The organism is Pseudomonas sp. 13B_2.1_Bac1 (assembly GCF_025466155.1).
GTDB lineage: Bacteria > Pseudomonadota > Gammaproteobacteria > Pseudomonadales > Pseudomonadaceae > Aquipseudomonas > Aquipseudomonas aylmerensis.
In genome coordinates, this window is record NZ_JANLOH010000094.1 from 22,587 (window position 1) to 44,714 (window position 22,128).

18 protein-coding genes and 2 pseudogenes are annotated in these 22,128 nt (G+C 62.0%); 9 read left to right on the plus strand and 11 right to left on the minus strand.

Annotated elements, in window-relative coordinates:
- Positions 1–17: 17 nt before the first annotated feature.
- Together NTD80_RS31450 and NTD80_RS23225 are read right to left on the minus strand one after the other, a co-directional pair.
- Positions 18–839 (minus strand): annotated as a pseudogene (locus NTD80_RS31450) (cache domain-containing protein); the annotation flags it as partial.
- A gap of 90 nt (positions 840–929) precedes the next feature.
- Positions 930–2,249 (minus strand): Na+/H+ antiporter family protein, encoded by a 1,320-nt coding sequence (locus NTD80_RS23225; RefSeq protein WP_162946149.1) that lies wholly within the window; start codon positions 2,247–2,249, stop codon positions 930–932.
- 1,384 nt (positions 2,250–3,633) lie between these two features.
- Here NTD80_RS23225 and NTD80_RS31455 point away from each other — a divergent pair.
- Both NTD80_RS31455 and NTD80_RS31460 read left to right on the plus strand, forming a co-directional pair.
- A pseudogene (locus tag NTD80_RS31455) lies at positions 3,634–3,780 on the plus strand (HAMP domain-containing protein); the annotation flags it as partial.
- A 102-nt stretch (positions 3,781–3,882) separates the two neighbouring features.
- A complete protein-coding gene (locus NTD80_RS31460) occupies positions 3,883–4,638 on the plus strand; it encodes a methyl-accepting chemotaxis protein (RefSeq protein ID WP_371920707.1) in 756 nt (251 codons plus the stop codon).
- Between the two features lie 842 nt (positions 4,639–5,480).
- Here NTD80_RS31460 and NTD80_RS23235 read toward each other — a convergent pair.
- From NTD80_RS23235 to NTD80_RS23250, 4 genes are read right to left on the minus strand one after another with little or no spacing between them, the layout of a single operon-like run.
- Positions 5,481–6,800: a sensor histidine kinase gene (locus NTD80_RS23235; protein ID WP_120448074.1), complete on the minus strand. Its 1,320-nt coding sequence runs from the start codon at positions 6,798–6,800 to the stop codon at positions 5,481–5,483.
- Positions 6,797–7,465 carry a response regulator transcription factor gene (locus NTD80_RS23240; RefSeq protein WP_027603141.1) on the minus strand — a complete coding sequence of 223 codons (669 nt, stop codon included), beginning with the start codon at positions 7,463–7,465 and terminating at the stop codon, positions 6,797–6,799. The genes NTD80_RS23235 and NTD80_RS23240 overlap by 4 nt, the downstream gene beginning before the upstream one ends.
- Complete coding sequence (locus NTD80_RS23245; protein WP_065907150.1) at positions 7,465–7,776, minus strand: PepSY domain-containing protein; 312 nt, start codon at positions 7,774–7,776, stop codon at positions 7,465–7,467. The genes NTD80_RS23240 and NTD80_RS23245 overlap by 1 nt, the downstream gene beginning before the upstream one ends.
- The gene (locus NTD80_RS23250; protein WP_262135147.1) at positions 7,776–8,078 is read right to left on the minus strand and encodes a PepSY domain-containing protein; all 303 of its coding nucleotides are present in this window, start codon (positions 8,076–8,078) and stop codon (positions 7,776–7,778) included. The genes NTD80_RS23245 and NTD80_RS23250 overlap by 1 nt, the downstream gene beginning before the upstream one ends.
- 160 nt (positions 8,079–8,238) lie before the next feature.
- Between NTD80_RS23250 and NTD80_RS23255 the strand changes: the two genes are divergently transcribed.
- The 7 genes from NTD80_RS23255 to codA all read left to right on the plus strand — a co-directional run bounded on the left by NTD80_RS23255 (position 8,239) and on the right by codA (position 14,839).
- On the plus strand, positions 8,239–9,318 hold the full coding sequence (locus NTD80_RS23255; protein WP_262135148.1) for a patatin-like phospholipase family protein: 1,080 nt from the start codon (positions 8,239–8,241) through the stop codon (positions 9,316–9,318).
- 75 nt (positions 9,319–9,393) lie between these two features.
- On the plus strand, positions 9,394–9,750 hold the full coding sequence (gene queD, locus NTD80_RS23260) for a 6-carboxytetrahydropterin synthase QueD (protein ID WP_003190259.1): 357 nt from the start codon (positions 9,394–9,396) through the stop codon (positions 9,748–9,750).
- Between the two features lie 91 nt (positions 9,751–9,841).
- The gene (locus NTD80_RS23265; RefSeq protein ID WP_262135150.1) at positions 9,842–10,282 is read left to right on the plus strand and encodes a GNAT family N-acetyltransferase; all 441 of its coding nucleotides are present in this window, start codon (positions 9,842–9,844) and stop codon (positions 10,280–10,282) included.
- A gap of 9 nt (positions 10,283–10,291) precedes the next feature.
- Positions 10,292–10,915: an NUDIX hydrolase gene (locus NTD80_RS23270; RefSeq protein WP_065907157.1), complete on the plus strand. Its 624-nt coding sequence runs from the start codon at positions 10,292–10,294 to the stop codon at positions 10,913–10,915.
- A 190-nt stretch (positions 10,916–11,105) separates the two neighbouring features.
- Positions 11,106–12,374 (plus strand): cytosine permease, encoded by a 1,269-nt coding sequence (gene codB / locus NTD80_RS23275; protein WP_120448070.1) that lies wholly within the window; start codon positions 11,106–11,108, stop codon positions 12,372–12,374.
- Positions 12,371–13,576: a PucR family transcriptional regulator gene (locus tag NTD80_RS23280; protein WP_262135152.1), complete on the plus strand. Its 1,206-nt coding sequence runs from the start codon at positions 12,371–12,373 to the stop codon at positions 13,574–13,576. Before codB ends, NTD80_RS23280 begins: the two co-directional genes overlap by 4 nt.
- A gap of 27 nt (positions 13,577–13,603) precedes the next feature.
- Complete coding sequence (gene codA / locus NTD80_RS23285) at positions 13,604–14,839, plus strand: cytosine deaminase (protein ID WP_262135153.1); 1,236 nt, start codon at positions 13,604–13,606, stop codon at positions 14,837–14,839.
- A 9-nt stretch (positions 14,840–14,848) separates the two neighbouring features.
- Here codA and NTD80_RS23290 read toward each other — a convergent pair whose 3' ends face one another.
- The 5 genes from NTD80_RS23290 to NTD80_RS23310 all read right to left on the minus strand — a co-directional run bounded on the left by NTD80_RS23290 (position 14,849) and on the right by NTD80_RS23310 (position 21,929).
- Complete coding sequence (locus tag NTD80_RS23290; RefSeq protein ID WP_262135154.1) at positions 14,849–16,999, minus strand: lipase family protein; 2,151 nt, start codon at positions 16,997–16,999, stop codon at positions 14,849–14,851.
- A 12-nt stretch (positions 17,000–17,011) separates the two neighbouring features.
- Complete coding sequence (locus NTD80_RS23295; RefSeq protein ID WP_262135155.1) at positions 17,012–17,794, minus strand: hypothetical protein; 783 nt, start codon at positions 17,792–17,794, stop codon at positions 17,012–17,014.
- Positions 17,787–18,623 carry a DUF4123 domain-containing protein gene (locus NTD80_RS23300; protein ID WP_262135156.1) on the minus strand — a complete coding sequence of 279 codons (837 nt, stop codon included), beginning with the start codon at positions 18,621–18,623 and terminating at the stop codon, positions 17,787–17,789. Before NTD80_RS23300 ends, NTD80_RS23295 begins: the two co-directional genes overlap by 8 nt.
- Positions 18,623–20,641 carry a type VI secretion system tip protein TssI/VgrG gene (gene tssI, locus NTD80_RS23305; RefSeq protein WP_262135158.1) on the minus strand — a complete coding sequence of 673 codons (2,019 nt, stop codon included), beginning with the start codon at positions 20,639–20,641 and terminating at the stop codon, positions 18,623–18,625. The genes NTD80_RS23300 and tssI overlap by 1 nt, the downstream gene beginning before the upstream one ends.
- Before the next feature lie 301 nt (positions 20,642–20,942).
- Complete coding sequence (locus NTD80_RS23310) at positions 20,943–21,929, minus strand: diaminopimelate epimerase (RefSeq protein WP_262135159.1); 987 nt, start codon at positions 21,927–21,929, stop codon at positions 20,943–20,945.
- Positions 21,930–22,128 lie beyond the last annotated feature (199 nt).

Sequence of the window (22,128 nt, forward strand, 5' to 3'; positions counted from 1 at the left end):
AGGCCGTGGATCTTGTCGACAAAGCGGTTGAACGCGCCGGCCAGGTCGCCGAGTTCATCCTGGCTGGTGATGGCCAGGCGACGGGTCAGGTCGCCCTCACCGGCGGCGATGTCGTCGAGGTTGGCTTTCATCAAGTGCAACGGGCGCAGGATAGCGTTGGCCAGCAACATGCCGACGGCAGCGATCACCAGCAGCACCACCACGGCCACGCCGAGGATGCTCAGCAATACGCCTTCCATGCGCGTTTTCACCTTGGCCTCGACCACCGCCACCTGGGCTTCGATGCCGTCCAGGTTCACCGACGTACCGATGACCATGTCCCACTTCGGCAGGTATTCGGTGTAGCCGAGCTTGGGCACCAGTTCGGTCTGGCCGGGCTGGGTCGAGCTGTATTGCAGGTAGTGCGTGCCATCCTTGCCGACCTTGACCAGGTCGCGGTTGACGTAGACACCGTTGGGGTCGCGGTTGTCCTTGAAGCTCTTGCCCACGCCGTCGGGGCTGTTACCCTTGAACAGGCGAATGGTCTCGGAGTCGTAGCCGAAGAAGTAGCCGTCCTTGCCGTAGCTGGTGTTGGACAGCAGCTTGACCACCTGGGCCCGCGCGGCCGTGTCGCCGGGAGCCGCCACGTCATAGAGCGGCTTGATGGTGGTCATGGCCACTTCGACGTAGCTCTGCAGGGTCGCCTTGGCGTCGTTGAGCAGGCGCTGGCGGGTTTCATCCACTTCGTTGCGTGCCTGGCCTTGCAGGATCCACACGGTGGTCAGGCTGATCACCACGGCAAACAGCAACACCGGCACAACGGCGAGGGACAGGACTTTGGCCTTCAAACTCAGACGCATGGCTTTTCTCTCTTATTAGTGGCGACTTGAGAGGTTATCGGCCATGCGCCTGGGATCTGTAGGAGCCGGCTCCTACGGAACGGCGGTGTGTCAGAGGGTCATCGCGGCCAGCCAGCCGAACGCCAGCAGCGGGATGTTGTAGTGCAGGAACGTCGGCACCACGGTGTCCCAGATATGGTGGTGCTGGCCGTCGATGTTCAGGCCGGAGGTCGGGCCGAGGGTTGAGTCCGAGGCAGGCGAACCGGCATCGCCCAGGGCCCCGGCGGTGCCGACGATGCACACGATGGCCAGCGGGCTGAAGCCCAGTTGCACACACAGTGGCACGAAGATCGCGGCCAGGATCGGCACCGTGGAAAACGACGAGCCGATGCCCATGGTCACCAGCAGCCCCACCAGCAACATCAACAACGCGCCGACGCCACGACTATGGCCGATGAACGCCGCCGAGGCTTCCACCAGCGAACGCACGTCGCCGGTGGCCTTGAGCACTTCGGCAAACCCCGACGAGGCGATCATGATGAAGCCGATCATGGCCATCATCTTCATGCCTTCGGTGAACAGGTCGTCGGTGTCGCGCCAGCGCACGATGCCCGACACCGAGAAAATCAGGAACCCGGCCAGGGCACCGATGATCATCGAGTCCAGCCACAGCTGGATGATGAACGCCGCGGCGATCGCCAGGCCGGCCACCAGCAGGGTCAGCGGGTTGTACTGCACCGCAACCTGCTCGACCCGCTCGATTTTCTCCAGGTCATATACGCGCTTCTTGCGGTAGCTGACAAACACCGCCACCAGCAGGCCAACGACCATGCCCAGCGCGGGCAAGCCCATGGCGTGGGTGACGTTGACCTGGCTGATATCCACGCCGCTCTTGGCCACATTGGCCAGCAGGATCTGGTTGAGGAAAATATTGCCGAAGCCCACCGGCAGGAACATATACGGGGTGATCAGGCCGAAAGTCATCACGCAGGCGATCAGGCGGCGGTCCAGTTGCAGCTTGGTCAACACGTAGAGCAGCGGCGGCACCAGCAGCGGGATAAACGCGATGTGGATCGGCAGAATATTCTGCGAGGCAATCGCCACCACCCACAGCAGGCCGATCAACAGCCATTTGACGTGACTGCCGCCGGTGGCCTCCTGGCGGTCGACCAGCAGCAGAGCCTTGTCTGCCAAGGCGTGGGCCAGGCCGGATTTGGCAATCGCCACCGCGAAAGCGCCGAGCAAGGCGTAGGACAACGCCACAGTCGCGCCGCCGCCCAAGCCGCCATTGAAAGCCTTGAGCGTGGCCTCGATACCCAGGCCACCGGTAAGCCCGCCAACCAGGGCGCCGACGATGATGGCGATGACCACATGCACGCGGGACAAGCTGAGCACCAGCATGGTGCCGACCGCGGCGATGACTGCGTTAATCATGGTTACCTCAAGCAGAAACATAAAAAACAGACATGCCCGCGCCCAGGCGGCCAAGGGGTGGCTGCCAGCGTGCAGGCTTGAAGGAGGTCTTATTAGAGGGCGCGCACTTTGCAGCAGGCAGGGCTGCATGTCAAAAAACGACGCCGCTTTAAGCTTTAAATTGAACGTTTGAATAAAGAAAGTTCCACAGCGGCCGATACAAAGGCTCTCTGTGTTTTCAGGTTAAGGATGCTCCTCGATGTCCCTCAGACAGCTGTCCATTCAATGGAAAATCACCCTGCTCGCCGGCCTTTGCCTGCTGGGGATCGTGACCCTGCTGGTGGGTCTGTCGCTGTATCGCATGGCGCAGAGTTCCGAGCAGGTCAAAGCCTCCAGCATGCAAATGCTCGATGAGGCCGCCCAGGCGCGCATCGAGGCTCAGGGTGAAGTGCAGGCGCTGGGCATCCGCCAGCAATTCATGGACGCCTATCAATACGGCCATGGTTTTTCCCGCCAGGTACTGTTTTTGCGCGAGCAGGCCGAAAAGCGCTTCCTCGACGCCTTCGACACCCGCGAAGACCTGACCCGCCAGGTCAAGGCCGCGCTGCAGGCCAACCCGGACCTGCTCGGCCTGTCGCTGGTGTTTGAAGCCAATGCGCTGGACGGCAAGGACGAGCTGTTCGCCAACCAGGCTGAACTGGGCAGCAACGACAAGGGCCGCTTTGCCCTGTATTGGTCGCAACCGACGCCCGGCAAGCTGACCTCGATGCCGCTGCCGGAAAGCGACATGTCCGACACCTCCGTCGGCCCCAGCGGTGAAAAGGCCAACGCCTGGTTCACCTGCCCGCGCACCACGCTCAAGCCGTGCGTGATCGAACCCTACTTCTATGTGATCGACGGGCAGAACGTGCTGATGACCAGCATCGTGTTCCCCTTGATGGTCAACGGCAAAGTCATCGCCTCGTTGTCGGTGGACATCAACCTCAATAGCCTGCAGGCCATCAGCCAACGCGCCAGCCAGAAGCTCTACGACGGCCAGACCCAAGTCAGCATCCTCAGCCCGACCGGCCTGCTCGCCGGCTACAGCGCCGACGCCAGCAAACTCAGCCAGCGCCTGGACCAGGTCGACAGCGCCAGCGGTGCGCAACTGATCAGCGCCCTGGCCAGCAGCACGCAGATCCGCAGCCTGCGTACCGACCACCAACTCAAGGTGCTGGCACCGTTTGCACCGATTCCCGACGGCAAGCCGTGGGGTGTGTTGCTGGATGTGCCGGAAAAAGTCCTGGTCGGCCCTGCCGAAGCGCTGAAAGCCCAGATGGACGCCGACAACACCCGGGGCACCTTGCTGGAACTGAGCCTGGGACTGCTCGCCGCCGTGCTCGGCCTGATCCTGGTGTGGCTGATGGCCCGCAGCGTGACCCGCCCGATCCTCGGCGTGGCGCACATGCTCGAAGACATCGCCAGTGGCGAAGGCGACCTGACCCGGCGCCTGGCCTACGACAAGAAAGATGAACTGGGCCAACTGGCGGGCTGGTTCAACCGCTTTCTCGACAAGCTGCAGCCGATCATCGCCGAGGTCAAACGCTCGGTGCAGGATGCACGTGGCACGGCCGACCAGTCCGCCGCAATCGCCACCGAAACCAGCGCCGGCATGGAGCAGCAATACCGCCAGGTCGACCAGGTGGCCACTGCCTCCCATGAGATGAGCGCCACCGCCCAGGACGTCGCCCGCAGCGCTGCCCAGGCGGCCCAGGCCGCACGCGATGCCGACCAGGCGACCCGCGAAGGCCTGACGGTGATCGACCGCACCACCACCAATATCGGGCACCTGGCGGCAGACATGAGCACCGCCATGACCCAGGTCGAAGGCCTGGCCGCCAACAGCGAGAAAATCGGCTCGGTGCTGGAAGTGATTCGCGGCATTGCCGAGCAGACCAACCTGCTGGCGCTCAACGCAGCCATCGAAGCCGCCCGCGCCGGTGAGGCCGGCCGCGGGTTTGCCGTGGTCGCCGATGAAGTGCGCAACCTCGCACGCCGCACCCAGGAATCGGTGGAAGAAACCCGCCTGGTCATCGAGCAATTGCAGAGCGGCACCACCGATGTGGTCGGCGCCATGGGCAACAGCTATCGCCAGGCCCAGGGCAGCGTCGAACAAGTCGGCGAGGCCGTCACCGCCCTGCGCCAGATTGGCGAGGCAGTCACGGTGATCAGCGACATGAACCTGCAGATCGCCAGCGCTGCCGAAGAGCAAAGCGCGGTGGCCGAGGAGATCAACAGCAACGTGGCGACGATCCGCGATGTAACCGAATCGCTGTCCGAGCAGGCCAATGAATCCGCGCGCGTCAGCCAGGCACTGAACAGCCTGGCGAACCAGCAGCAGGGGTTGATGGATCAATTCCGGGTCTGAAGGTTGAAGTAGATCCCTGTGGGGTATGACTCTGGGCCTCGGGTGTATGAAGATCAAAGGTGGGAGCTGGCTTGCCTGCGAAAGCGGTGCATCAGCCACTGAATGTATCAACTGACGGATCGCCTTCGCGAGCAAGCCCGCTCCCACAGGGGGATCCGGGTATGACTCAAGTTCCCGGGTGTATGAAGATCAAATGTGGGAGCTGGCTTGCCTGCGAAAGCGGTGGGTCAGCCACCGAATGCATCAACTGACACACCGCCTTCGCGGGCAAGCCCGCTCCCACAGGGGATCCTGGTATGGCTCAAGTTCCCGGGTGTATGGAGATCAAATGTGGGAGCTGGCTTGCCTGCGAAAACGGTGGGTCAGCCACCGAATGCATCACCTGACACTCCGCCTTCGCGGGCAAGCCCGCTCCCACAGGGGATCCTGGTAGGGCTCGGGTATGCGGGTGTATGGAGATCAAATGTGGGAGCTGGCTTGCCTGCGAAAGCGGTGGGTCAGCCACCGAATGCATCACCTGACACACCGCCTTCGCGAGCAAGCCCGCTCCCACAGGGGGATCCGGGTATGGCTCCGGCTCCCGGGTGTATGAAGATCAAAGGTGGGAACTGGCTTGCCTGCGAAAGCAGTGGGTCAGCCACCGAATGCATCAACTGACACACCGCCTTCGCGAGCAAGCCCGCTCCCACAGGGGATCCTGATATGGCTCGGGCATGCGGGTGTACGGAGATCAAATGTGGGAGCTGGCTTGCCTGCGAAAGCGGTGGGTCTGCCACCGAATGCATCACCTGACACACCGCCTTCGCGAGCAAGCCCGCTCCCACAGGGGATTGGGGTATGCCTCAGCCCTGGCGTCTGGGCAATTCGATCAGCGCCTTGAGCCCGCCAAGCTCGGATTCCTGCAGTTGCAACACCCCGCCCCACACCTCGACGATATCGCGCACGATCCCCAGCCCCAGGCCATGGCCGTCAATCTGCTCATCCAGGCGCGCGCCACGGCTGAACACCTGGTCACGCTGGGTTTCCGGAATGCCGGGGCCGTCATCTTCGACCGCCAGCAGGTAACCCTGCGGAGTCTCACTGATGCTCAGCCGCACTTCGGCATCCGCCCATTTACAGGCGTTGTCGAGCAAATTGCCGAGCAGTTCGAGCAGGTCCTCACGGTCCCAGGGCAAATGCAGGCCTGGGGCCACCTGGTAGCTGAGGTCCAGGTGCTCGCCGTGGATCATGTTGAGGGTGGCGAGCAGGCCGGGCAGTTCTTTTTCACAGTCGAACAACGCACCGGGCAGGGTTTCACCGGCCAGGCGCGCGCGATTGAGTTCACGATTCAGACGTTGCTGCACCTGCTCCAACTGGTCACGCAGCAGCTTGCCCAGTTCGGGATGATCCTTGAGCGCCTCGCTTGAAGCGGCACTCAACAGCACCGCCAACGGGGTTTTCAGGGCGTGCCCAAGGTTGCCAAGGGCGTTGCGCGAACGCTTGAGGCTGTCTTCGGTATGCGCCAGCAGGTGGTTGATCTGCGCCACCAGGGGCTCCAGCTCCAGCGGCACCTGGGTGTCGAGCTGCGAGCGCTGGCCCTGCTGCAATTGCGCGATCTGGTTGCGCGCGGTTTCCAGCGGGCGCAAGGCGCGGCGTACGGTGACCCGTTGCAGGATCAACACCAGCAGCAACGCCGCCAGCCCGAGTACCAGGCCGATCTGACGCATCAGGCGAAAGCTTTCGCGTACCGGCGTGTAGTCCTGGGCCACGCTGATGGAAATCGGCTGGCCAAAGCGTTTGTAATCCGAACGCAGCACCAGCAGTTGCTGGCCTTCCGGCCCCAGTTGCAGATTGCCCTTGAGACCGGCCTCGGGCAGTTGGGGCAGTTCCTGGTCCCACAACGAGCGCGAGCGCCAGTGGACATCGGCGAAGTCGATCCGAAAGTAATGCCCGGAAAACGGCCGTTGGTAAGCCGGCGACAGGCGCTGTTCATCCAGCTGCACACCGTTGGGCCCACGCACCAGCGCCACCAGCAGGTTCTCGGCGTCGTTGCGCAGGCCCGCTTCCAGGTAGCGCTGCAAGCCGGCTTCGAACAACCACAGGCTGGTCTGCGCCAGCACTACGCCGACGATCACCATCACGCTGATCAAGCCCAGGCTCAGGCGTCGCTGGATCGACTTCATGCAGGGCTGGCGCCAAATCGATAACCCTGGCCACGCCGGGTTTCAATCACGCTGCGCCCCAATTTGCGGCGCAGGTGGTTGACGTGCACTTCCAGCACGTTGGAGTCGCGCTCGGTTTCGCCGTCATACAAGTGCTCGGCCAGGTGGCTTTTCGAGAGGATCTGTTCGGGGTGCAGCATGAAGTAGCGCAACAAGCGGAATTCGGCGGCGGTCAGCTGGATCTCGTCGCCATCGCGCAGCACGCATTGACGGCCTTCATCCAGATGCAGGCCGGCGGCTTGCAAGGTCGGTTGGTTGGCCTGCCCATGGGAACGGCGCAACAGTGCCTGGATGCGCAGGTGCAACTCTTCGGGGTGAAAAGGTTTGCTCAGGTAATCGTCGGCGCCGGCCTTGAGCCCTTCGATACGCTCGGCCCAGGAATCACGGGCGGTGAGAATCAACACCGGGGTAGCCAGCGCAGCGGCACGCCATTGCGCCAGTACTTCAAGCCCGGGCAGCCCCGGCAAGCCGAGGTCGAGGATAATCAAGTCATAGGGTTCGCTACGGCCCTGATAGGCGGCGTCGCGACCATCGGCCAGCCAATCGACGGCATAGCCCTGGCGCTGCAGGCCGGCGAGCAGTTCATCGGCCAGGGGTACGTTGTCTTCCACCAGGAGCAGGCGCATCAGTCTTCCTCGTCTTTGATCAGCACACCGGTACTTGCGTCCAGCTTGATCTCGCGTACCACCCCTTCGGTGGTCACCAGTTCGACTTCATAGGCATATTTGCCATGCTTTTTCTCCAGCTCAGCCTCCAGCAGCCGCGAGCCGGGGTAGCGCGCCATGGCCTGCTGCAACAGTTGCTCCAGCGGCAGGATCACGCCCTGCTGGCGCAGCGCCAGGGCCTCATCCTGATTGAGGTCGCGGGCCGCCAGGCTCGAGCAGAAAACCATGAGCACCAACGCCACTCGACTGCCGGCGGGTAAATTTACCTTCATTACGTATCCTGATGATTCTTGAGAACCTGCCCGGTGAGCGCGTCCAATTCAATATCCCATTCAATGCCGTCGGCATCTTTGAGTTCGACCTCGTAGACATACTTGCCGTAGGCCTCGTCCAGATCGGTGTCCAGCAGCGTCGAGCCGGGGTGCAGGGCCAGCGCCGTGGCGTCGAGTTGATCGAAAGCGACAATTGTAACAGTGGCGGGCACGGTCAGTGATTTGTCCGGGTCCACGGCTCCGGCCCGGCTCGCCGTGATGGCGATGATAACGGCGGCGGCCAGAGCTGTGAGGCGCTTCATGAGGAGTCTCCGTTACACGATGTTTTTCCTACGCCGGTAACGGTACCTGCTGCAACTTAACTGAAACTGAATTGCCACCATGGCAATTTCGCCGGACTGCGTTTTTCCCACATCGGCTGAGATTTCCTATAATGCCCTGCTTGCTTCAACAGAGACCGGTATGACAGCCATCCACATCAAATTCCCCGCCCTGACGCTCAAGGCCGGCACCCGCGCCTTTGCGCGCATTCGTGAACGGGGCCTGGCGCCTGCGGATGTGGGTATCCTCCCCGGTGCGGCCGGCGGGCCCAAGGCACTCGGAATCCAGGGCCTGGACCTGGCGCTGTTCGGCGACTGGCTGCCACGCGCGCCTCGCGAGCGCGCGCTGATCGGTGCGTCGATTGGCTCCTGGCGGTTTGCCAGTGCCTGCCTGCCCGACCCGGTGCAAGGCCTGCTGGACCTTGGCCGCCTCTACAACGAACAGCGCTTTGCCAAGGGCGTGACCATGGCCGAGGTCAGCCGCAGTTGCCAGCGCATGCTCGACGACCTGCTGGCCGGCCGCGACGCGCGGGTGCTGGACAACCCCGACTATCGCCTGAACATCATGGTGGTCAAGAGCCATGGCCTGCTCGCCGATGACCATCGCGGGCGGCTGGGCCTGGGCCTGTCGTCGGTGATTGCCGACAACCTGCGCGGGCGGGCGCGGCTGGCGCGGCACTTCGAGCGGCTGATCATCCACGACCCACGCCAGGCGCCGCCGGTGCATGCGCTGAAGGATTTCCCGTCGCGCTTCGTCAACCTGGAACTCGGCAACCTGCGCCAGGCGCTGCTGGCGTCGGGCTCGATCCCCATGGTCATGCAAGGCGTGCGCGACCTGCCCGGCGCGGGTGCCGGCACTTTCCGCGACGGCGGCCTGCTGGACTACCACCTCGACCTGCCCTACCACGGCGACGACATTGTGCTGTACCCGCACTTCACCGACCGGGTCATCCCCGGCTGGTTCGACAAGGGCCTGCCGTGGCGGCGCAGCAATCAACAAGGCTTGCAGGATGTGTTGCTGCTGGCGCCGTCCCGGGATTACCTGGCACGCCTGCCCCACGGCAAATTGCCGGACCGCAGCGACTTCAAGCGTTTCATGGGCGACGACCCGGGCCGCAACAAATACTGGCAAACCGCAATGAGCGAGAGCCGGCGGCTCGGCGATGAGTTTCTGCGCTTGGCCGATAACGGCGAGCTGGGCGAACACCTGCAGCCACTTTGACCCAGCGGTATGCGCGGCGGCGAATCAAACTGTTAAACTCGCCGCCTGCCAGATACTGACCGAGCTGAAAATACTGTGGAAATCTTCAAAGAGTTTACCTTCGAGTCCGCCCACCGCCTGCCCCACGTACCCGAAGGCCACAAATGCGGGCGCCTGCACGGGCATTCGTTCAAGGTGGCGATCCACCTGAGTGGCGACCTGGATCCGCATACCGGCTGGATTCGCGACTTCTCGGAGATCAAGGCGATTTTCAAGCCGCTCTACGAACGCCTCGACCACAACTACCTCAACGACATCCCCGGCCTGGAAAACCCGACCAGCGAAGTGTTGGCCAAGTGGATCTGGAATGAGCTCAAACCCCTGCTGCCGGAACTCAGTGCGATCCGCATCCATGAAACCTGCACCAGCGGCTGCATCTATCGCGGCGAGTAAGCCGGCGAAATGAAAAAACCACCCTGGCGGTGGTTTTTTTATGCCCTGCTCCCTTACAGTCGTGGCTCCAGCCGATCAGGAGCACGCCGCAATGCTGCGCCCCGCCACGCCCCATGATGTTGCCGCCATTGAAGCCATCGTCGAGGCGGCCTATTCACCGTACATCGAGCGTATCGGCCGCAAACCCGGGCCGATGCTTGAAGACTACGGCCGGCGAGTCGAGGGCGGTGGTGTGCATGTGCTGGACAACGACGGGCAGATCCAGGGTTTTATCATCCTGCAAGACACCGACAGCGCCCTGCTGCTGGATAACCTGGCGGTCGCCCCGCAGGCCCAGGGCCTTGGTCTTGGCCGCGTATTGATGGACTTCGCCGAACGCCAGGCCATCGACGCGGGTTACAGCGCCATACGCCTCTACACCAATGAAGCCATGACCGAGAACCTTGCGCTGTACACCCGCCGGGGTTACGTGGAAACCCACCGGGCCGAGGAACAGGGCCTGCGCCGGGTCTACATGGCCAAGCACCTTTAGGAGACAGGCATGGAAAACACCTGGCTGGCCCAAGCCAAACGCCTGCAGGCGCTGGCCTCCACGGGCCTGCATTTTTGCACCGATGATTTCGAACGCGAGCGCCTGGAGGAAATCGCCGAGATTGCCCACAGCATGTTGGCGCAACTCGGTAACGTGCCGCTGGAGCGCATCACCGGCTTGGTCTCGGATTTTGCCCAGCGCTATTCCACGCCAATGATCGACGTGCGCGGCGCGGTCATCGAGGGCGACCGGATTCTGCTCGTACGCGAACTGACCGATGGCTGCTGGGCGCTGCCGGGCGGTTATGCCGATATCGGCTTGTCGGCAGCGGAAAACATCATCAAGGAAATCCGCGAGGAAGCCGGCTTGAGCGTTACCGCGCGGGCACTGTACAGCGTCACCCACAAGGCCAAGGGTTTGTATCGGCCGGATGTGCGCGACTTCTACAAGCTGTATTTCCTGTGTGAACGGGTGGACCAAGCGGCGCCAATGGCCGGGTTCGAGACCACCGACGTGGGCTTTTTCGCTCTGGATGATCTGCCGCCGCTGTCCCGGGGGCGCACCATCGAGAGTGATCTGGCGGCGGCATTTGCCTTTCATCGCGGCGAAACCACCCACACGCTGTTCGACTGATCCAATTTGTATCACGGCTGCACCGCTTTCGTGCCTGACTGGGCACTGCGAACACCCTTTCCCGCTTTTTCTGCCTGTTTGGCTATAAATACTGTGCATGCTGCACAGTGCAGACCGTGCGCCTGTCACTGGGAGCGATTTGGCACGCGCGGTGCAATACGCCTGCGTCACTCATTCAGGGAGTACCGACATGACGCAGCAAGAACCGGGCAACGACTACCCCTTAAGCGAAGTCCCCATGCATGCGCGCAAAGGCTTGGCGTCTACCGCCATGGTGCTGCTGGGCTTCACCTTTTTTACCGCGACCATGTTCGCCGGCGGCAAGCTGGGGGTCGCGTTCAGCTTCACCGATATGCTCGGCGTGGTGGCGCTGGGTAACCTGCTGCTGGGTATTTACGCCGCAGGCCTGGGTTACATCGCGTTCAAGAGCGGCTTGAACTCCGTGTTGATGGGGCGCTTCTGCTTTGGCGAAGTGGGCAGCAAACTCAGCGACTTGATCCTCGGTTTCACTCAGATTGGCTGGTATGCCTGGGGCACCGCCACCGCCGCCGTGGTGCTTGGCAAGTATTTCGAACTGAGCCAGGGCAGCGTGCTGGCATTGATGGTGCTGTTCGGCCTGGTGTTTTGTGCCACCGCCTACGTGGGTTATCGCGGGTTGGAGATTCTTTCCTACATCGCGGTACCGGCCATGGGCATCCTGCTGTTTCTGTCAATGTGGGTGGCCACGGTGAAAGTCGGCGGGTTGGACGGACTGCTGGCGGTGGTGCCGACCGCTGAGCTGGACCTGTCCACCGCGATCACGCTGGTATTCGGCACTTTTGTCAGCGGCGCGACGCAGGCGACCAATTGGACGCGGTTCTCGCGCTCGGCCCGGGTCGCGGTGCTGGCCAGCCTGATCGGTTTCTTCGTCGGCAATGGCTTGATGGTGCTGATCGGCGCCTATGGCGCGATCGTCTACCAACAGCCCGACGTGGTGGAAGTGTTGCTGCTGCAAGGCTTCGCCATGGCGGCAATGGCCATGCTGTTGCTGAATATCTGGAGCACCCAGGACAACACCATCTACAACTTCGCCGTGGCCGGCTGCAATCTGTTGCGCACCAAACGCCGCAAGACCGTGACCCTGGCGGGAGCAGTGATCGGCACCCTGCTGGCACTGCTGGGCATGTACGACATGCTGGTGCCCTACCTGATTCTGCTGGGCACCGTGATTCCACCGATCGGCGGGGTCATCATGGCGGACTTCTTCTACCGCTGGCGCGGCCACTACCCGCGCCTGGCGGATGCACGCCTGCCGGCTTTCAATTGGCCGGGGCTGGCTGCATATGCGGTGGGCACCGTGCTGGCGTTCAATTCGCCGTGGGTCGCGCCGTTGGTGGGCATCGTGGCCGCATCGCTGACTTACATGCTGCTGACCTCCGTGCTGCGCGCTCGCGCACCGCTGGCTGACGCCCCGGCATGAGCCTGACGATTGCCGATGTACTGGCCTTGCCGGGTCTTGCGTCCATGCGCCTGCGCGCCGCAGAGGCAGGCCTGGACAACGTCGTACGCTGGCCGTATGTGGCGGAAAACAGCGGGATCGCCGAGTGGGTGCTGGGCGGTGAGCTGGTGTTCGTCACCGGTATCAATCACCCTCGGGATGAAGCCAACCTGCTGCAACTGCTGGATGAAGCCTGTCAGCGCCAGGTGGCCGGCTTGGTGATCCTGACGGGGCCGGCGTATATCCAGGCGATACCCCAGCGCTTACTCGACGCCGCCGAGGCCGCCGGTATGCCGCTGATCGAGCAGCCCTACTCGCTGAAGATGGTGCTGGTCACCCAGGCGATCGGTTCGGCGTTGATTCAATCCGAACAATTGGGCCGCTCGCGCCACGATGTACTGGAGCGTTTGCTGACCGGCGATTACCAATCCCTGGATCTATTGCTGCACCGCGCCGTGCAATTGGGCATGTCGCTGGCCGGCCACTGGCAAGTGGCCCAACTGCAGCTCGAAGGCAGCGAGTTGCTGTTTGCCCAGGGCGACGCGGCGCAGGTGGAGGCACAGTTGGCTCGGCAGCACGACGCCATCAGTCGACGCTTGCGCCAACTGTCGCCGGTGTTGCCGGTACTCGGCCGCGCCGGACAATGGACGCTGCTGCTGCCGGCCACGGATGCCGTCGCCGCCTTGGCCAATCGCCAGCAACTGGTCAACTGGCTGAACCCGCTGAACCTGCGCCTGGCGCCGCTGAAAGTGTTTGTCGGCTTGAGCGCTGCCGCGCACCCACCTGCTCGCCTGGCCCAGGCTCACGATGAGGCGCGCCAGGCGTTGACGGCGGCACGCCGGTTCAGCGAACGCGCCGGGCTCTGCGTGTATGACGAACTGGGGGTGCTCAAGCTGCTCAGCGGTGTGCGTGATCGCGCGCTGCTCGACCAGTTCCTGAATGAACGCCTTGGCCCGCTGCTGCGCCACGACCTGCACCATGGCCCCAGCCTGATGCCGACCCTGGAGGCCTGGTTTCACGAGAATGGTAACCTTGTGGCCGCGGCCCAGCGCCTGGCCGTGCACCGCAATACCCTGACACACCGCGTCCAGCGAATCGAAGCCCTGTGTGGCCTGACGCTGGAGAATGCCTACGACCGCCTGGACATCGGTATTGCCCTGATGATCTGGCGGCTGTCTGCCTGATTGTTGTTATCCAAGAGGAACTTGCCCATGCACATCATCAACGCCCGCCTGCGCAACCGTGAAGGCTTGCATGATCTGCACCTGGAACACGGCCGGATCGCCAGTATCACCGCACAAACCAGCGTGCCCGTAGTCGGCGTCGACGACCTCGACGCCGGCGGCAACCTGGTGATCCCGCCCTTTGTCGAACCGCACATTCACCTCGATGCCACCCTGACCGCTGGCGAGCCGCGCTGGAACATGAGCGGCACCCTGTTCGAGGGCATCGAATGCTGGGGTGAGCGCAAAGCCACCATCACCCAGGAAGACACCAAGACCCGCGCCAAAAAGACCATTCAGGCCCTGGCCGCCCACGGTATCCAGCACGTGCGCACGCACGTCGACGTCACCGACCCGGATCTCACCGCGCTCAAGGCCATGCTCGAAGTGCGCGAAGAAAGCACGCACCTGATCGACCTGCAGATCGTCGCCTTTCCCCAGGAAGGCATCGAGTCGTTTCGCAATGGCCGCGAGTTGATGGAAGAAGCCATTCGCCTCGGCGCCGACGTGATCGGCGGTATCCCGCACTTTGAATACACCCGCGACCAGGGTGTGAGCTCGGTGAAGTTCCTGATGGACCTGGCCGAACGCACCGGTTGCCTGGTGGACGTGCACTGCGACGAAACCGACGACCCGCACTCGCGTTTTCTCGAGGTGCTGGCCGAAGAAGCCCGCAGCCGCGACATGGGCGCCCGCGTCACCGCCAGTCACACCACGGCCATGGGCTCCTACGACAACGCCTACTGCGCCAAACTTTTCCGCCTGTTGGGGCACTCGGGCATCAGCTTCGTCTCCTGCCCCACCGAGAGCATCCATCTGCAAGGCCGCTTCGACACCTTCCCGAAACGCCGTGGCGTGACCCGGGTCAACGAGCTGCTGGAAGCCGGCATGAACGTGTGTTTCGGCCAGGACTCCATCGTCGATCCGTGGTACCCGCTGGGCAACGGCAATATCCTGCGCGTGCTGGAAGCCGGGCTGCATATCTGCCATATGCTCGGCTACCGCAACCTGCAGAGCGCACTCGACCTGGTGACCGACAACAGCGCCAAGGCCATGGCCCTGGGTGACCGTTACGGCCTGGAAGCGGGGCGCCCGGCCAACCTGTTGATCCTCTCGGCCAACAGCGACTACGAAGTCATTCGCAGCCAGGGCCTGCCGCTGTACTCGATTCGCAATGGCCAAGTGTTGATGAAACGTCAGCCGGCCCAGGTGGAGTTTATGTAAAGGCCCGGCTCAAACGATGGCATCGATATCCAGCGGTTGCGCCCTGCCCCACTCAGTTTGCGTGGGAGCAGGGATGCTCGCGACTTGCGGCAGCGCGTGGTTTTCACGGTGGCTGAACCAACGCTTGAGGCTGGGTTGCAAGTGGGCGGCCTGGGCCTGACTGCCGTAGACATCGCGCGCTTCCAGGCGTCGCCAGCGCAGGGTTTCGAGGCGCTCGCGGCTGGTGTGCAAACGGTCGATCTCGGCGTTCAACGGCTCGTGGTGCTCATAGGCACGGTCGTTGATCGGCTGGCGACGGGCGAGCTCGCGGCGTTTGTCGCGCAGTTGCTGACGCATGGTCTCCAGCGCATGGTCGAGCCATTCGAACTCCCGCGCGGTCACCAGCGGGCTATTGCTGTCGACGGCTTGTTGCCAGCGGCGCAACGTCGCCCAGGCGGCAGGAATGTAGCTTGCGGTCATGAAGTGCTGACGGGCCTGGAACAGCTGTTTTAACAGGTTGTCACGATCAGGCATGTCGCCATGAAGTTGCAGCGCACGATTGCAGCCGGCTTCCTGGATCGACTCGCAACCCGGCTTCCACAACACGGAAGAGTGCGTGCCATCCGGCAGCACGATCGGCATGAAGTGTTGCTGCTCACCATGGTGCTGGTAGGGGTTACCGCCAAAACGCACCAGGCCCGCCGCGAACAGCAACCCGCCCGGTGTAGGCAGGCTGAATAGCGTGATGGCACCGGGAACCCAGAGTTTTGCGGTGGTGTTCATCCACGGTGCCGGGACGCTGGGCACCGGGTCGTTGTGGTTGACGATACGGTGGTGGACGAGGGTCGAAGCGCCGTGGGTGAACTCGGCATCCGCGGCACGGGGGGCGCCGTAGGTGTAGAGAAGGATGTTGTAGGTACGATCGGGAGTACGGCGCAGCCCTTCTGCCAGCAGCAACGCTATTGCCCCTCCAAGGCTATGGCCGCAAATGATCACGCGTTGCCCGATGTGAAATTGGCCGAGGTAATGCAGCACGAAATCACGCATGGCCCGATAAGCCTGATAAAAACCTTCATGGGCCTTGCCGACACCATCGGCGAACGCAACCTGATGGGCGTTCGCATCCCGCAGTACGTCTGCATTGCTGACGGTGCCTCGCACGGAAATCAGGATCACCTCCTCGTGGTGAGTGATGAACGCCTGGGTGTCGGTGCCGAATTTTTCATCATCGAAAAAGTGTAGGCGCGCGGGGTGCTCCTGCTCGTTCCCAAGCGCCGGACGATTTTGTGGGTACAACGCAGGATCAAAAGGCAGGATCTCGAATCGCCGGGAATAAGGTACGTCCTCATAGAGCGGATAAAAGCGCTGCGGGTGGTCCGGGTCGATCCGCCAGGCTTCCTGGTAGCCCGCCAACTGCTCGGCGAATAGATTTCCGACACTGGGATCGAGTGGAAAATGGACTTCATCCACGGGATGATTCGGCGGCGCCTGACCGAAATCGCAATAACTCAACGCCGCGAACAAGGCCAGTTGATACAGGTTCAAGGCACAGAATTCGTCTTGCGTTGACAGGATCGGGCGCAGGGCTCGCAACGGGCGCACTTCGAGGACAGTGTGCCTGTCGGGGAACAGCACGACTCCCGCGAAGCTAGACTGGGGTGGGCCGAAGCCCAGGTCGGCCATCATTTTCAGGGCGTGACGCTTGGGGCGGTGGGGCGTGGGTGTCACCGGGGGAAGATGCGCGATATGCCGAACCAGATCGCTGACTTCTACCTGATAAAACTGGTCTGCTTTTTTCCCGGCAGGGTGACGCTCGGTTGGGCGGCCATTCGTGTTTGAGAAGCGTGTTTGTTCAGCGCGGATCTGCAAGTCAGTGATGGGTAAGGGGTAGGTTTTACGCTGCTGCAATGTCGAATAATAGCCAACTCGCGTTTCGGATGAAGCATCAAAAACCAACATGACGGGACCTTTACAAAGCCCCTCTAACTTAGCAAAACCCCGTTCGTTCAAACGCCCTTTGTAACATCCCCCGGCACTGTCAAAAACCTCATACCTGAGTCCTCCGTAGGGTTTTCCATCCCCTGACTCATCCACCAGACAGAAGCTCAGCCAACCGCCATTCAGTGCGCAAACGGGCATTTTTTCATTGAAAAAAGAGTGCTTCGATCGTTCTATCACCATGACTGGATATCCTTATTCAGTACAAGTTGGATATAGCTCGCAAATTCGCCCATCGGGCATTTTTATGGGTTTGAAGTCGACGGTATTGCCGTTGCAGAAGGCGTACAGGTCCTCAAAATTGTCTCCCAGGCAGCGTTTCCATCCATTAGGAAAGCGAACCCAATTGTCGCCCATGTAAGGCAGTTCCTCGGCGGCCAGGCCTATCTTTACCCGTACCTTTTTCCCTGCCAGCTCACCTCGTACCAAACCACCGCCCGTGCGGGATTTATCCGCTGGATCGACTGCACTCAAAGAGTCGCATTTAAGAACCTTGATAATCGCGTGCTGTGGCCCTGCCGTTCGAAACAACCATTGGCATTGCCCGGACAGCTCCTGGACGCCCGATTCCGGCATCCCCGGCCTATCCATCTCCGAGTGATCGCGGATGGAAATGCCGCCAAAAGCCCCGCCGACATCCGTACTGCGCTTCCCCCACTTCGCATTGAAATCAAACGCCACATTGCGCAATACCAGTGGGCAACCGTCGACCGTTTCGGTGATGGGAAGCTGGTAGCTCACACGACTGGCCACGGGCGTGAACTCGGTAAAGAACACCTTTCGCTCCGGCCTCTTGCCTCGACGCCGTGGCAAGGTGCAGAGCTCTCCCGTGGCAGGTCTATAGTTGGCGGCCGTTTTAAGTTCAAATTCCGCCGGCAAGTCCACCTCCAGCGTAAAACTGTCCACCGGCCTCGCCGTACACCCCCAAAGCCCCATCACACAGAGCGCCAGCCCTGCCCTGCAGATTGGCCTAAACATCCTGCTGCTCCATCAAACGCCACTGATTCACCATGCGGTCAAAGTGCTCGACGGGCGTTTCACCCACCCTTGGCGACCATTGGAAGACGCTGCTACGAATGGTTTCTGCCAAGCGCCTCACGACGAGAAACTCCAGCTGTTGCGGCCTGTTCCACTGCCACGCGCGTGCTTGCTCAAGCACCTGGCTCAGCCAGACTTTCGGCTCGTGGAATTCCACCAATGCCGCCAAGTCTTCACTGTGTTCAGCCAACAGGTAGCGCAGGATATTGGCGTGGAGGATGGCCCTGGTGTTTGGATTTGGCGTGTTCAACCAAGGGGCTGGATCGGGTACCGGGTAGTCACCGGGCGCTGGATTGTCGCGGCAGCGCCAGCCGCCTTCGTGCCAGTAGCATAGGCTGATCAGTGGGCCGAGGAATGCCGGCCAGTCGTCCACCGGCAAATGATCCAATGCGCGTGCCAGCGTGCGGTTGTCGTGAAAGCGATACAACGCCTGGGCGGCCTTCGGTCCGATCAACAGGCGCTCGCGCCAATGGGCTGTCACGCACACCAAGTCCTCGTCCGGCAAGCTGCCCAGCCAGCCCCAGTTCGTTTCAGGCGTTTGTAGAAGGTTGAGTAAGGCGGGCTCGTCCATGTGCTCCAGCAGCACGATCACCGGACCTGTCTGCGCCAATTGCGCCACGGTGGTCTCGGCGTAGACGCGGCGATACTGCAACAGGCTGCGCACTGACAGCAGGGGTTGATGCGCCATGTGGTCGCCATCGAGAATCAGGCACAGCCGGCGTCCGGCCTGCTGCTGTTCGGCGATCCATTGGCCTGGGATGCTCGACATCAAGCAGCCCTCCCCGGGACATCACACGGGCTTTCACGGCAACATTCGCAGACGGGGCAGAAATCGGCCCCCAACTGGCGCGCCAAGGCCATGATCACGCCCTGCTCCGCACTGGCTTTCGGCGCGTCCACATGCTCTCCAGAAGCCGCCAACTGAATCGCGGACGGCGAGCCGCCGAGGGTGATCGGGCGACTGCTGAAGATACCGCCCGCCTGAATCACCAGGTGCTCCCCACCTGCCTGGAAGCTCAGCTGTGCGCCGGCTTGGATGACTAGACTTGCCCCCGCCTTCAGTTGCAGTTGTTGCCCAGCTTCGATCACCACGGTCCGGCCAATGTGAGTGCGGCTATCACCCTGCACCTCCAGGTGATCGCTCGCCTTGAGGACAACCTTGCGATCACCGGTAACGTGACGATGCTCCTCGCTTTCCAGCTGAGTGGTGCTTAAGCCCCGGATGATTTCATGTCGCTCCCCCGCCACCTCCAGACGGCTGTCATGGCCAACCTGCTGCTCCAGGTCGCGCTGGGCCCGCAGGTAGATAAGTTCTTCGCCACGCCGGTCTTCGAGGTACAGCTCGTTGGAGCCTGAGTCGCCGACGACGCTGCGGCTGCGCAGCACACTGCGGGTCTTGTGCTGCGGCAACGGATAGGCCGGCCTGTTCGCCGCATTCGGCAGGCAACCGCTGATCAAGGGCTGGTCCGGGTCACCTTCAAGAAACGTCACCAGCACTTCCATGCCGACTCGCGGGATCATCATGGCGCCAAATCCGTCGCCGGCCCAACTGGACGCTACCCGGACCCAGCAACTGCTCTTGTCATCGTCCTTGTCCAGCCGGTCCCAGTGAAAGCGTACTTTCACCCGGCCATACATGTCGCAGTGGACCTCTTCACCGGCAGGCCCGGTAACAGTTGCCGTCTGGCTGCCGTTAAGGAGCGGTTTGGAATGGTTGAGGGGCGGCCGGTGCACCGCTCGCCAAGGTGTCGCGGTGAAGCGATTGCGGTAGCCCGTAAATTGCTCAGCCTCTGAGGTCGCCTCCTCCAGTACCTGCGGTTGACGCCCCTCATGACGTACCGACGTGATCAGCCACAGGTCATTGCACGCGGGATCGGGATGATCGCGCAACTCGAGGAAATGCCCACTGCGCAACGCTGGTTGATCGCTCTTGCCGAGCACCCGATGGCGGTCGCGTTGCTGACGCTCCAACCCCCGGCGCGCCAATCGTCGGCCGTGGGCATACCCGGTAAATCCCGCCGGGTAGCGATAGTCCTCGAGGGGATGCGCCGAGGCTGGCCCCGCGGACTCCTGCAGGCGCAATGCAGGGTGTTCGAAGTCGCGATCGCGGCGCACGGTTTTCTGGCTGCGTGTGGCCAGGCGCCTATCGAAACGCTGGATAACCTGCGCCTCGGCCTGTGGCCCGCCGGCCGCGCTGTAGCGCTGCGCGGGCAAGCGGCGAAATACCGTCTGGTCATCGCCGAATACCAGGAGGTGAGCGTCGGCGCTGTGGCGAAAATGATAGTGAATGCCCTCCTCCTCACACAGTCGCTGGATGAAGTGCAGGTCGCTTTCCGCGTATTGCACACAGAACGTGCGTGGCGGATACACCACGGGGCCCAGCTCGAACACGTAGGCGTCCGCCAGGATGCCGTGGTGTTCGAGAACGGCTGCAATGATCTGCGGCACGCTGCGGTGCTGGAAAATTCGCTGGTCGAACCGATGGGCGAGATTGGCCAGGCGCGGTGCAAGGGTCAGGTGATAGCGGGTGAGCCGCCGACCCGGATCATCCCGGCCAATGGCATAGACCTGCCCGTGCAAGCCTGCGCTCTCCTGTGCGAAGTCCAGATAGGCAGGCTGTTGAAGCAGCTCCTCCAGGTCGACCGAAGGATTTTCACTGATCAACTCCACATGGATGAAAAACGGCTGATCCAGGACTTCAGCGCCTTTAAACGCCAGCACCTGGAAGTCGGTATTCATACCTGAAAGAATCAATTTGAAACGTGATTCGACAAACGCCTCGACCATCCGCTGTTACCCGCCATCCACTCATGCGCTGAAAGACTTTCTCTCTTCAAAAGGCCGAATGATCGCCGAGAAAAAGTGCCTGAACGCCTTGAAGCTTAGCGATTTCGGGGGAAAGACAGGCCATGCAAAAACAAAAAAGAAGTTTCGCACAATGAATCTGGAAGTATCTTTTACAAGATAAAAACATGAGCCAAATGGCCACTTCTTAATATCAAGAAATGCCCTACAACAACTTAGCCCGCATAACTAAGCAATAGAGAAACGCCCGACACCTTATGCCTATGTCGGGCGTTTGAAAAACTTACGTCTGCACGCGGGCCGTCCCGAAGAGGCTGACGCTCAGCAACGTTTCAGCCTGAGCCTGCAAACGCACTGGCGCGGTGCCACCCGGCATCACCACCGTGATATCACCACTCCCGACCCACCCCGCACGCCACGCCGCACATGCGACCGCGCTCGCGCTGGTCCCGGAGGAGGCGGTAGGCCCTTCGCCCCGCTCGAATACCCGTGCGACAAGCCGATTGGCGGATTCGCGTACAACCCATTGCAAGTTGACCCCGGCCGCACACGGCTGCCCGCCTCCCGCAGGGGGCGCGAAGGCAATCGCCTTCAGCGCCTGGAACAACCCTGGCTGGTGCATCTGCAGATTGTCCGGCAAGCCCGATACCTGCTCGACCAGGGTCACACAATGGGGATTGCCCACCCGCACAAACTGACTGCGTGCCCACTGCGCATTGAGTGCCGACAACTCGCTCACGTGGCTCATTTCAGCGCCATTCAAAAAGGTCGATTCAACCCCCTGCGCGCCCACGGCCGATGGCCCGAACTCGGGCAGCCCCAATGCCAGCCAGAACCCCGCCTTCTGCTCATGGACTGCAGGTTCGATCCGGGTCGCGGTGGGCGTCGGCACATCCGATTTATCGTGATGCACGCGCAACTCACAGGCTTGCGTCATCAAGCCCTGATCCGTGAGCGCCTGGGCAAAGATCGTCAAGCCGTTACCACTGCGCTCGGCCAGCGAGCCATCGGTGTTGACGATTAACAGATCGAATGGCGGGTCAGCCTGAAACGGCCCGACCAGCAGGCCATCGCAACGGTGGGCCTTGGCGTGCGCAGGCTTGGGACTCGTCTCCCAGCCACACTCGGACGCGATAGCTGCCGCCGTCCACCCCTTGCGCGCAGCCGCTGCCTGGGCCGCACTGTCGGGTACATCCACGCCTCGGGTACGTAAAAAGGCCGGGCTGACGACTGCATAAATGTTGCCGCGTGCGTCGTAGAACAGCGTCATAGCGCTGCGTGCCTGAGAATGTTCATCGGTTTATCCGTCTGGTTGCCTGCTTATACGCTCGGCAGCGTATTACAGAACCTGACGTTTGTGGGAGACGGCCTGGAAGGTGGTAATCCACCGCAAGAGACCCGGGGTTCACCAGTTCCCGCAGGGATTACACACCTTCAAGGCCGTCTCCTACGCACTCGATAATCCCTGT

What these genes read in the sequence shown, in the direction of transcription:
- NTD80_RS23300 (WP_262135156.1), bottom strand. Translation starts at nt 18,623, where the DNA reads ATGTCGAGCATCCCAGGCCAATGGATCGCCGAACAGCAGCAGGCCGGA.
- NTD80_RS23295 (WP_262135155.1), bottom strand. Translation starts at nt 17,794, where the DNA reads ATGTTTAGGCCAATCTGCAGGGCAGGGCTGGCGCTCTGTGTGATGGGG.
- NTD80_RS23280 (WP_262135152.1), top strand. Translation starts at nt 12,371, where the DNA reads ATGAGCCTGACGATTGCCGATGTACTGGCCTTGCCGGGTCTTGCGTCC.
- NTD80_RS23245 (WP_065907150.1), bottom strand. Translation starts at nt 7,776, where the DNA reads ATGAAGGTAAATTTACCCGCCGGCAGTCGAGTGGCGTTGGTGCTCATG.
- NTD80_RS23240 (WP_027603141.1), bottom strand. Translation starts at nt 7,465, where the DNA reads ATGCGCCTGCTCCTGGTGGAAGACAACGTACCCCTGGCCGATGAACTG.
- tssI (WP_262135158.1), bottom strand. Translation starts at nt 20,641, where the DNA reads ATGGTCGAGGCGTTTGTCGAATCACGTTTCAAATTGATTCTTTCAGGT.
- NTD80_RS23265 (WP_262135150.1), top strand. Translation starts at nt 9,842, where the DNA reads ATGCTGCGCCCCGCCACGCCCCATGATGTTGCCGCCATTGAAGCCATC.
- NTD80_RS23310 (WP_262135159.1), bottom strand. Translation starts at nt 21,929, where the DNA reads ATGACGCTGTTCTACGACGCACGCGGCAACATTTATGCAGTCGTCAGC.
- codA (WP_262135153.1), top strand. Translation starts at nt 13,604, where the DNA reads ATGCACATCATCAACGCCCGCCTGCGCAACCGTGAAGGCTTGCATGAT.
- codB (WP_120448070.1), top strand. Translation starts at nt 11,106, where the DNA reads ATGACGCAGCAAGAACCGGGCAACGACTACCCCTTAAGCGAAGTCCCC.
- NTD80_RS23255 (WP_262135148.1), top strand. Translation starts at nt 8,239, where the DNA reads ATGACAGCCATCCACATCAAATTCCCCGCCCTGACGCTCAAGGCCGGC.
- NTD80_RS23250 (WP_262135147.1), bottom strand. Translation starts at nt 8,078, where the DNA reads ATGAAGCGCCTCACAGCTCTGGCCGCCGCCGTTATCATCGCCATCACG.
- NTD80_RS23235 (WP_120448074.1), bottom strand. Translation starts at nt 6,800, where the DNA reads ATGAAGTCGATCCAGCGACGCCTGAGCCTGGGCTTGATCAGCGTGATG.
- NTD80_RS23290 (WP_262135154.1), bottom strand. Translation starts at nt 16,999, where the DNA reads ATGGTGATAGAACGATCGAAGCACTCTTTTTTCAATGAAAAAATGCCC.
- NTD80_RS23270 (WP_065907157.1), top strand. Translation starts at nt 10,292, where the DNA reads ATGGAAAACACCTGGCTGGCCCAAGCCAAACGCCTGCAGGCGCTGGCC.
- NTD80_RS31460 (WP_371920707.1), top strand. Translation starts at nt 3,883, where the DNA reads ATGGAGCAGCAATACCGCCAGGTCGACCAGGTGGCCACTGCCTCCCAT.